Here is an 11076-nt window from a genome sequence, read left to right as displayed (position 1 = left end):
TTAAACTCGATGGCTATGCTAAAAATTTCGTTTTTAAAGGGGCACGTCAAACTGCATTAGGTGCTATAGCTTTTGCGGAACCACAGCAAAGGCATTTTGCGGTACAGCTATGCCAAAGGTACGCAGCTGTTGCGCGCGGGTGACTATGGCCGCGCCTTCTAACAAATTGCGAGCTACCTGCACTACTGCTCTATTTTCTGCTGGCTCTAGAAAGCTGCCCCGCACCCAATCATTAAAGGCCGCTTGTGCTGGCCCACACCATATTTGGTAATCCACCAACCTATCTTCGTCGCCATCAATTGGCCAGCGCGAGCTGCTGCCTAAATACCAGCGGAAAATTAATCCCATTTTCACTTTTGGGTTCGCTTCTGCTTTCGCTAATTGCGCTGGATCTCTGGTTTCAAAAAAGCGTTTGGTTGTTTGCCAAACGCTTGTTAATGATTGACGAAATATGGATTTCTCTAATTGGTCTAATTCTGCTGCAGGAATGTCTTCTAGACTGTCGTAGCGTTTATATATTTCGTAAAGCTTGGTAGATCTTGGTGCATATAGGGTTCTGCGCTTTAAGACTTGCACCTTTACCCCAGCTTCAAACATATCTGCGCAGGGCGCCATGGCCACATCACCTGTGCGCACTTGCGTTAGCAATTGCTTAACAGCCTGAGAAGTACCTGCTTCTATACATGCCTGATTTACCGACCCAGTAAGTACGTAGGCAGCCCCCAACGCAAAGGCCGCGGCAATAGCAGAGGGCGTGCCTAAGCCTCCCGCTGCGCCAATGCGAATATCGCGTTGGTATTGGTACTGCTCACTTAACTGATGTTTTAAATCGAGAATTGTAGGAAACAGCGCAGTAAGAATTTGACCATCGGTGTGTCCACCAGAGTCCGCTTCGACGGTAATATCTTCGGAAACTGGCAAGTTTTGCGCCAATTGCACTTCGGCTTCAGTTAGTAAACCCCGCTCAAGTAATTGCTTGAGCATGGCCTGCGGTGCGGGTTTCATAAAAGCGGCTGCGGTTTCTGGCCGAGATATTTTGGCAAAAACGTAATTAGCGCGACAAATAACGCCATCGCGATCGCGATAGATACCTTTATAAGCATAGGCCGCCAATGCAGGAGTCATGCTCATAAATGCAGAAGCTGAAATACGAGCTACACCCAGCTGCAGAAAAAGCTGCACTATGCTCATCTCTAAATCTGGTGCATCGGGTGTATGAATAAGGTTGCAGCCCCAGGCTTCACCGTTATTTAGACTCGCTTGAATGGCGCAGATTGACTGTTGAATTTGCTCTACGCTTAGACCTGCAGAGCCCAAGAACCCCATCATGCCGGCTTTGCCCATGGCTACCACCATGTCTATAGAGGCAATACCTCGCGCCATGGCACCAGCAATATAGGCAAAGCGCACACCGTGAACTGCGCAAAAGCCTCTATCGCCCAACCATTCTGGGTATAAGGGGGGCAGCGTTGCTACAGGGGAGTAATCGTTGGTAACGGTAACGTCTTTTGTGGCGGGATACACAGATAAGCTGCCATGCTTATCTTTATAAACAGCTAATGGCGCGCGCACACTGCGTATGAGTTCGAGCAGCGCTGGCCCGGATGCTATTGGCCGGCAACAATCATTACCTAGCCCAGTATTAGTCTCATTCACAGCCTCGCCCTATTTCGTTTTAAGAGTTATAAACGAAACAGTTTAGCACCAATAAAAGGAATAATGTGCCATTAGACTTTAAGCCATCAATGCTCGTGAATGAATTTATGTAAACTACATATAAATATTAGCTAATATCCGCCACCGAATTGCGCTCGATTAGCTCGGGCATAAACAGATGGGTGCGGTTTTGTACATTGCTGGGGTTGGTACTTAGGTCTATTGCCAGCTTTGCGGCGTAGTTGGCCATTTCTTCTATGGGGTAGCTCATGGTGGTGAGTTTGGGGCGGCAGGCGCGCGTGATGTATAAATCGTCGAAACCTACTACCGACACATCTTCTGGCACGCGTATGCCAGCATCTTGCAATGCGTTCATTGCACCTACGGCCATTAAATCGTTATAAGCAACTACCGCTGTAAATTTTGCGCCGCGTTTTAATAATTCTTGCACGGCTTCTTCACCACCGCGCATATTGGCCGTGGACTCAACAATATTATTAGCGGGCATTTTTAAACCGGCATTTTTTAATGCTTCTTTTACACCCGTTAAACGCGATTGCGGGTCGTTGTTTTGATACACACTGGTTACTACTGCAAATTGCTTGTGGCCGCGCTCAATTAAGTATTCGGTAATTTTTTTGCCACCGGCGACGTTATCTAACCACACGCAGCGATTCGCCATACTGGGCAAAAAGCGATTAATTAACACCAAGCCAGGCACTTGCCGTGCAAGCTCTTGCAATGTTTTTTCGTCGGAGTATTCGCTGTGTAGAATAATTGCATTGCAACTGTGTTCGCGCAGTGATTCTATGGCTTCTAATTCTGTTTCGGTTTCGTAGAGAGAGTTACTCATTAACAATTTATAGCTATTTTCGCGCGCGGCATTTTCTACCCCTGCGGCGAGCGTGCCAAAGAAGGTCATCGATAAACGCGGCGTTACCACACCAAGGGTATCGCTTTTTTTACTTACCAAAGCGCGGGCATTTGTATTGGGCCGGTAACCTAACTCAGCAATTACCTTTTTAACCCGTGCGCGGCACGCATCACCTACTTGACCGCCGTTGTGTACTACGCGCGAAACCGTGGCTGTGGATACGCCCGCAACGCGTGCGACATCTTTTATTGTTGCCATAACCTACCCTAACTAGCTTTATATGCTTATCGTAATGTGTATTACGATGTAAACGTTTGCTTTAATTGGCTATTTTGCCTGCTCCACCCCAAATAGTGAAGCACTGCCAGTGCACAGAGGCTAAATACTGCTGTGCCACCACTTAAAATAATGCGCATGCATAGCAGCGCCTGCTCTGGCTGTGCTGCGCCACTTGCCGCATTAAAACCAATTAGGTTGAGCATAAAACCGCTAGCGATAAACGCCGTTACCCCTGCAAAGCTTGCCGCCCAACCGTGTACTGCAGCAAATGCGCCCGCTTGCGAGCCAGTTGCGCCTTTAGTTGCTGTGCTGCTTTGCATTGATTGCTGCGCGTTTAAATCAGAAATCATAGAGGGAATAAGCACTACCATGGCTGTCCATACCGCGCTGCACAGCACTGCATCTAGCACTATGCCCCAACGGGCGCCGGGCACAAAGATAAACCACTTAGCCACACCACCTACTATATTTATTATAAAAATACATTTAAGCGCAGTGAGCTTACCCACGCGCTTGGAAAAATGCACAACCAGTGGCACACACGCCATGCCCGCTAGCGCATAAGAAGTAGACAACACGCCCTTCCATACTGCGCCTGTGCCTATATCACCTGCGTGAACAAAATACACCAGTAGGTAGTAATCCATCATGGCTGCGCCGGCACAGGCGCCCATTTGGATAAACACCACAATAATAAGCAAGCGCATTTCGCGGTTATTAATTATTGCGCCCAAACTTTGCTTAAACGACACGGTTACACGATCTACTACACAACCAATTCCATTAGGCTGCGTAGCTTCGCGAATAAACAAGGCCGGTAACATGCCCATAAGCGCAAAAATAAAAATGCCAATGCCCCAACCAACAAACTTTATACCTACTATTACGCTGCCAAAAATAGCGAGCTGTGCAATGGGAAACACCCATTGATACATAAGCGAGCCGGTTTTAAAAAAGTAGGTAGTAAAGCCAAGTATGCGCGTGCGCTGGTGAGGGTCGTCGCTTAGTTCGTACACCATGCTGGTTAGCGGCACCGTGTAGATGGCCCCAGCTACATAGTAGGCACAAGCAACAATAAAAAAATACACTATTTGTGCGGAGGAAGACCAGCTTTGCGGCACCATCCACAATAAGCCATAACTTATACACAGGCCCCAAGCACCCACAAATATAAATGGTCTGCGGCGACCAAAGCGGCTGTTACATGCATCGGAGAGATGGCCAACCCAAGGGCCTATTGCGCTACCAAATAACAGTGGCCCCATCATAGCAATGCTGAGTAAAAACGGGTCGACCCCGAGCGTCATTTGGTAATAAGGCACCGCCAAAATAGGGATACCCTGCACAGTGAAGAATTGCGCCAAGAAACCCAGCCCCAAAGCGAGCATATTTACTGTGCTTAATTCGCGCGTAATAACAATGCTCCTATGCTGCACAATATAAGGGCCTAATTAAAGACTAAGTTATAGGCTAAGTTATAGGCTTAGTTAAAGCATATGGCTTTTTAAAATAGACTACCTATAGATCATAGTAGTTAGATTTTGGTTTGCTTGGCAAGCGAGGGGGTTGCTTTTAAGCTGTTGTTTTTAGGGTTTTGCCCGATGGGGGCTGTGCCTTATTGGGCCTACGCAAGTACTGCTTTGCGTAGGCCGCATAAAGCGTAACGACTATCTAGCTTTTTATTTAATTTCTAAAAACGCATCTTCTACTTTATCGGCAGAGGCGGAAATACGAATTGATGAAAGATCGCTGCCAACGCGTATTAAAGCCGCTGCGATGCCATCTTCTGTATTAACATTGGCCGGCGATAGCAGTTGCGCATCGCCTTCCAAACGAATACTTACAGGGAAGTTGTTAACACGGCTGTTATTGCCGTTTGTATCTAACACCTTGGCGTAAACAAATACGGTATCGCCAACGCCTACCTGCACAGGCTTAGAAGATTTTTCTAAACTTAGCGCAATACTGGCAGTTTTAGTGGGTGTAACCACTTTATGGGTTGCCACTTGCTTACCATTGGCAAAGGCTTTTGCCACTAACTCACCTGCTGCAAATTTATCGGCTTTAAAAATAAATGGAGCAAAGCGCAAGTTGGGGTACTGTTTTGTTGCGCGCTCACCACTTAACTGTTTGCCATTTAAGGTAACCTGCACTTTGTCGGCATTGGAATACACGGCAAATTCTAAGCTTGAACCTACTTGCCAATGGCTAGCTATATACACCATATGGCCGTTAGCTAAAGGCCCAGCCTGCTCGTTAGCAGGGCGTTGACTTTGATAGAAGTAGTAACTAAATTTGGGCAGGCGTTCTAAGCTCATTATGCCTGATGCTTCTAAATCGTCGGCATAACCGCGGTTGTAATCAAACATTACCCAGTAGCCATCAGAAAAAGCTGGGGTATTGAAATTATCGTCGTGCGCCTCGGTAATATTGGCGGCCTGCTGCTGAAGGCGCTTTTCACCATCGCTGAGTAATTGTCGGCTTGAACGATTGGCTTGTTTAAGCTCGCCCCATGCGTCTTGATTTAAACCGGCGTTCATGGCGTAGTATTCCCAGTCGCCATACTCAGACACGACATAGGGTTTAGTGGGTGTATCGTAATGCTGCAAGCGATGTTGACGCGCTTGCAGATACACATCATAACCATAGGCTTGCCAACCCGCCGAGTAAGTGGTGGTGGTTGGCATTTCTTCGTGAACGGCAGTGTGGAAGCGGTCGATTAATGGCTCTTCCATCCACGATTCGTTAAGTGAACACTCCCATGCAAGTACCGACGCGTGATTGCGATCGCGACGAATCATGTCGCGACAGGTTTGCACTACATGATTTTGAAAAGCGGGATCTTCAGACACAAACTGCCAGCCTAAAATTGCATCTATTAATACAAGGCCCAACTCATCCGCAGCTTTCATAAAGGCCGTAGAATGTGGGTAGTGAGATAGGCGAACATAGTCGAAACCCGCCGCTTTAATTTTTTCTGCATCGCGATACTGGGCAGCATCGGAAAGCGCATAACCTATGTATGGGTATTCCTGATGGCGGTTTACACCGCGTAAAAACGTTTTTTCGCCGTTAATATAAAGCTGGTTTTCTTTAAAGGTAAATTCGCGGATACCTATTTGCGTATTCTCTTCGTCTAACACTTTGCCATCAACAATAACCTGCGTATTAAGTTGATACAAATTTGGCTCCGCTGGCGACCACAGTGCGGGCTTGGTCACGGTTATTAGTTGCACATCTTCGTGATCGGGTTGAGTGTTATCGGCAATAATTTGTTGAGCTAAGGCTACTTGTTCACCTTTATAGGTAAGCGTGTGTTGCACCAATACATCTTGATTAGCTACAGGTGTATAGATATGGGTTTGCACTTTTACAAACGCTTCGGCTTTGCTTGCTTTTGGGTAGGTAACAAATATTCCACCGGACGCTACCTTGTTTGCAGCAACAGCATTGGAAATATGGGTGGGGTTTTCTACCCGCAACCATACGTTGCGATAAATACCGCCAAACATATTAAAATCTAAAATGTCTAAAGGTTTGGGGCCTGTAATGGGGTTGTCGCGATTATCTAAACGCACCATTAATTCGTTGTCGCCTGCGGTTAGTTTACCGGTAAGGTTTACCGAAAAAGGCAAGTAACCACCGCGATGGGTTGCAACCAATTCGCCATTTAGCCAAACCTGCGCTTCGTTCATGGCGCCTTCAAAATCTAAAATAACTTTTTTTCCATCCCACGCATTGTTGTAGGTGATTTTCTTTTTATACCATGCGTCACCCTGCCATTGGTTGTTTACAATTCTTGGCTCTATATTTGCGGTGTGTGGCAGGCTTACCGTTTGCCAACCTTCCAGCTCCGCTGCTTGCTGCAGGCTTAATACGGTATCTGATTTTTGGAACTGCCAATTAGCGTTAAACAAGGTGGCAGGCGTGTGTAAATTATTCTCATCGCGCAGGCTGTTATTCTGATTAGAGTTACACCCCTGCAACAATATCAGCACGCATACGAGCTGCGCGATAAAAAGGGTTTTAATATTCATAAGTCACCATTATTTTTTGTGCTTTATGGGTGGCGGTAATGCCGTTAATCTTGCTTAAAAAGAGCCATTATGTCTGTGTAGAAACTAAGCGCGGGTAGCGCTTCGTTGTTGTTGCCAGAGTCAAAAAACACGGCATTTTCCCAGTGAGAACCTGTACCCCATAGAGTTTTGCAAGGGGTGCTTACCCAAGCTGGTTCCCAGTAGGCAATACCAATTCCACCGGCGTACATAATTTGTTTAGCTAAATCCATCATGTATTTTTTTTGGCCTTCGGCCGTTGCAGGGTAGCCCTGCTGCAAGCTGGTAGCATCGAGCACGTTATTGGCTTGATCGAAATTTTGCATAGTCCAGGGGTATGAGGTTTCTACCACCAACACATCTTTATTGAATGCGGTTCGCAAGGCGCGTATAGCTTCGCCGATGGAATCTAATTTATACGTTGACCATTTGGCATAGTAGCTAAGACCTATAATTTCAAAATCGGTTATGCCAGCCTGCGCGGCATCGTCAAACCACCACAAAGCATTTTCTGGCTGGGCGATATGTAATACGCGTTCAATATAGGTGTTGTTGTTTTGGTTAAATTCAGCAACGGCTGCTAACCCACTGTTTAGTAGCGCTGCATTGCGCTGCCAATCTATTTCGCCGTGTTTCATGTGCGCTTCTAGCTGTAAGACTTCTGCGTTTGTTTCGTTACCTACTTGCACCATATCTGGCAATAGGTTTTCTGCTTGCAGCTTTTCTAATACATCGGTTGTGTATTGCGCTAAGGCTTGCGCTAGTGCTGGGGTGTCATCCACCATATGTTCCCAAGCGGCTGGAACAAATTGTTTTTCTGGGTCGGCCCAGGTATCTGAATAATGAAAATCTAACAATACCGTTTGATTATTTTGTTTGGCTTTGCGGATAGTTTTTTTAACGTCGGCAAAGTCGGAATATTCTGTCCAAGTAGGGTTGTGCCATAAGCGCACGCGCACTAAATTTGCGCCGGCATCGGCAAAGGCTTGGTAAGGGTCGGTAGTTACACCGTTTACGCGGTATGTTGCTCCGCAATCTTCCATTTCGTTTACGTAAGAAAGGTCGGCACCAGCAAAAAAACGAGCGGGTTTACTGTGCGTGCCAGCAACCTGAATTGATTTAGCACTTTGTTGTACGCCAGCACTATTACACCCCAGCATAAACGAGAAAATAGCTAATAAGACAAAATATTTTTTAACTGGCAATTGAGCTAATAACATAGGTACAACTCGCTTATTAGGAATGGAAAATTACAGGAAGGCCAGTTAGTTGCCTAACTGGCCTTGTGTGATTACAGCTTCCAGCTAATACCAAAGCTGTAGCGCTGTCCAAACTCTTCAAACTTATTAATGTGATTAGGGTTGTTAGACTCTAAGCCATACACTTTGTAAGGTTCATCGGTTAGGTTTTGTACTTGCAACATAAGTTTTACATTTTCGTTTAGCTCGTAAGAGAATGCTAAATCCATGTAACCTTCTGCGGCGTTCACGCCTTCTTCGCCAGCTACGCGGCTAATATCGCGTTGGAATTCGCTGCGGTAATTGTAAGACAAGCGGCTTTCAAAACCATTTAAGTAATGCCAAAGCGTAAATGTACCTACATCTTCAGACAAACCCGTCAAACCAAATGGCGTTGCATTTAGTGGCGTACCTTGTTCGATATTTGAAGAAGTATTGGCGTAGTTGGCATACACACCTAAACCACTAAACGGCCTTGGCAAAAAGTCGAACGCTTGCTGATAGGAGATTTCGTAACCTTTGATGTAGCCGCCACTGCCGTTTACAGGTAACGACAATAGGTAGTCGGTGCCGTCTACAGTGATAGATTCTGCACCCGCCTGACGTGCAATGTACGATTCCATATCTTTGTAGTACAAGGTGGCAGCTATAGAGTTGCTATCACCAAAGTACCATTCCAAGGTAGTGTCGCCTTGAGTGGCACGGAACGGCTCTAGGTATGGGTTACCCGACGCGGATTCACCAGGGTTAGGTGCCCATTGATCTTGGCCGATGTCTACCGCTGGGCTTAAGAAGTCTAACGGTGCGCGAGCAATCGTTTTTGCTGCGCCTAAACGTAAAACTAGGTCATCACGCAATTCGAACGCCAAGTTAACGCTGGGTAAGAAATCGTCATAGCTGTGCTCGGTTTCCACCTGCTCGGCCGACGGTAAAACTTCTACCCATACCCCAGAACCTACAGGTTCTTCTACCCACGTACTTGCGGATAGCACTTGATAACCTTTTGTGCCCGTTGTTGTTGTTACTGCGCGCACCCCCACATTACCGCGCATTGGAATGCTGCCCAGTTGTGTATCTATGTTTAGCTGTACGTATGCCGACTGAATATCTTCACTTACTTCCCAGCTAGCTAATAGGTCGTCGTTGTCGCCAGGGGTTGGGTTTTCGATGCTGCCAAAGTAGTAGTCGATAACGGCTTCGCGATCGATAGTTAAGTAATCAGGCAAGTCGCTCCAATAAGATTTAGCTCCGGCGTCGATAATAAACTCGTCGGTTAATGCTACATCCCAATTGTTTACTACAAATTGGTCCCACGTTTGCGCATCCTGCTTTTTAACGCGCTCGGATACACGTGCACCCACTTCAAACGATGAGAAAAACGAACCGTTTAATTCACGTTCTGCACTAAATTCAATTGCGGTAATAGCATCTTCACCCACAGAGAGCGGGTTAACGGTTAGGTTATCTACGCGGTTTTGTGCAGGGTCGGTTAAATCTATACCGGTATCCAACGCAAACGTCATGCGGTCATCGCTGTTAGCACCGAAAGTACCGCCTAAATTTTCGGAGGTGTTTACTGTACGTACCGATTGCCACATACGATCGCGATTAGTTGCGGAGTGCGACACTGCACCCACTAAATTCCAACCACCTACATACCAGTCTGCGGTTAAGCCGTGGCTCATTAAATCGTCGGTTTGAGTAAACTTTTCATTTAAGCTGCGCAAAGAACTTAAACCAACGTGCGCGCTTAGTACATCTTCGGCATTTTCATCCGAGTTGGTAAATTGTGTGGCAACTGAATCGTTAATATCCCACTGGCGCGCGTAATCGGGGTCGATATTAAAATCGAAACCGCGTTGCTCTTCGCTAATATCTAGCTGCGAGTAAAAGAAATCGTAACTTAATGCAAAGTTTTCGGTGGGCTCCCACTGCACGACAGCCATGCCGCCTACGCGGGAATCTTCACCGCCGCGAACTAGGGCCGAACCACCCCAAGGCGCGTTAAAGTTTTTGCCTTCTTCGTCGTTCCATTGAGTGTTGTGCCACGTATCACCATAGTTCCACAGCTCTGCGCGCTGAGTTGCAATGGGTTGATTTTGGCCGGCAATACCAATGGCCACACCTAATGTGTCGTCGACAAATTTATCTATATAAGAAACACTGTAACGCGTACCAATACCGCCGCCAGCAGCATCGTCTATATCTTTACCTAGTGAATAAGAAGAGCCGCGCAAATTAACCGCAATAACACGCTCGTCGTAATCTAATGGGGAGATGGTTTCTAGGTTTACCGTACCCGATACGCCACCCTCAGCAATTTTTGCCTGCGGCGTTTTGTACACTTGCGCAGCGTTAATTAATTCAGAGGGGAACTGGTCGTAGCGAATGTTGCGATCTTCTTCTACCGTGGCCACTTCGCGACCGTTTAAGGTGGTTAAACCCAATTGACCGCCCATACCGCGAATAGAAATTTGACTGCCGTTACCGCGATCGCGGTCTTGCGCAACACCGGGTAAGCGCGCCAAGCTTTCGGTAATAGACACATCGGGCAGTTGGCCAATGTCTTCTGCTGAAATAGCTTCTATTACACTTGCGGAACCGCGTTTGCGTTCCAATGCAGATTGCAAACTGGCTTGGTACTTACCAACAACAATCACTTCTTCTAGGTTTGCGTCTACATTTTCTTCTTGCGCAAAACTAACGGTAGAAACCAAGCCCAAGGCCAACGCGATAACGCGTGTACTGGCATTGGTAGTGAGCGAATTAAAACGATTCATAGCAACTCTCCGATTTATATTTATCTTGCTTTAACAGCCCTCATCTCAGTGAGAGTCCGTTAGGGATTGGGTAGAAACACCGAAAGTACGGTCTAAGCAGGGCTGGATGACTTCGCGACAAAGAGTTCACCGAATACCGCTGTTAGCCTACAAATGCGCGATTATCAGAAAACAAAAGGTAAACGTTTACCCCT

General features: G+C 46.7%; 6 protein-coding genes. All 6 read right to left on the bottom strand.

Going from position 1 to position 11076, the window contains the following annotated elements; genetic code table 11:
- Window positions 1-63 precede the first annotated feature (63 nt).
- The 6 genes from SDE_RS03660 to SDE_RS03635 all read right to left on the bottom strand — a co-directional run bounded on the left by SDE_RS03660 (window position 64) and on the right by SDE_RS03635 (window position 10882).
- Window positions 64-1656, bottom strand: a complete 1593-nt coding sequence (locus SDE_RS03660) for a PfaD family polyunsaturated fatty acid/polyketide biosynthesis protein (RefSeq protein ID WP_011467170.1) — start codon at window positions 1654-1656, stop codon at window positions 64-66.
- 127 nt (window positions 1657-1783) lie between these two features.
- Window positions 1784-2788 (bottom strand): LacI family DNA-binding transcriptional regulator, encoded by a 1005-nt coding sequence (locus SDE_RS03655; protein WP_011467169.1) that lies wholly within the window; start codon window positions 2786-2788, stop codon window positions 1784-1786.
- Window positions 2789-2829: 41 nt separating this feature from the next.
- Window positions 2830-4245, bottom strand: a complete 1416-nt coding sequence (locus SDE_RS03650; RefSeq protein ID WP_143710842.1) for an MFS transporter — start codon at window positions 4243-4245, stop codon at window positions 2830-2832.
- A 243-nt stretch (window positions 4246-4488) separates the two neighbouring features.
- Window positions 4489-6846 carry a glycoside hydrolase family 2 protein gene (locus SDE_RS03645; RefSeq protein WP_011467167.1) on the bottom strand — a complete coding sequence of 786 codons (2358 nt, stop codon included), beginning with the start codon at window positions 6844-6846 and terminating at the stop codon, window positions 4489-4491.
- Window positions 6847-6890: 44 nt separating this feature from the next.
- On the bottom strand, window positions 6891-8084 hold the full coding sequence (locus tag SDE_RS03640) for a glycoside hydrolase family 53 protein (protein ID WP_011467166.1): 1194 nt from the start codon (window positions 8082-8084) through the stop codon (window positions 6891-6893).
- Between the two features lie 71 nt (window positions 8085-8155).
- Complete coding sequence (locus SDE_RS03635) at window positions 8156-10882, bottom strand: TonB-dependent receptor (protein WP_011467165.1); 2727 nt, start codon at window positions 10880-10882, stop codon at window positions 8156-8158.
- Window positions 10883-11076 lie beyond the last annotated feature (194 nt).

Origin of the sequence: Saccharophagus degradans 2-40, from assembly GCF_000013665.1 — a bacterium.
GTDB lineage: Bacteria > Pseudomonadota > Gammaproteobacteria > Pseudomonadales > Cellvibrionaceae > Saccharophagus > Saccharophagus degradans.
Note: the sequence above shows the minus strand (reverse complement) of the source record. Positions and strands in the feature narration are given on the sequence as shown.

Coding starts and splice junctions, on each gene's coding strand:
- SDE_RS03640 (WP_011467166.1), bottom strand. CDS start 8,084: ATGTTATTAGCTCAATTGCCAGTTAAAAAATATTTTGTCTTATTAGCT.
- SDE_RS03655 (WP_011467169.1), bottom strand. CDS start 2,788: ATGGCAACAATAAAAGATGTCGCACGCGTTGCGGGCGTATCCACAGCC.
- SDE_RS03645 (WP_011467167.1), bottom strand. CDS start 6,846: ATGAATATTAAAACCCTTTTTATCGCGCAGCTCGTATGCGTGCTGATA.
- SDE_RS03635 (WP_011467165.1), bottom strand. CDS start 10,882: ATGAATCGTTTTAATTCGCTCACTACCAATGCCAGTACACGCGTTATC.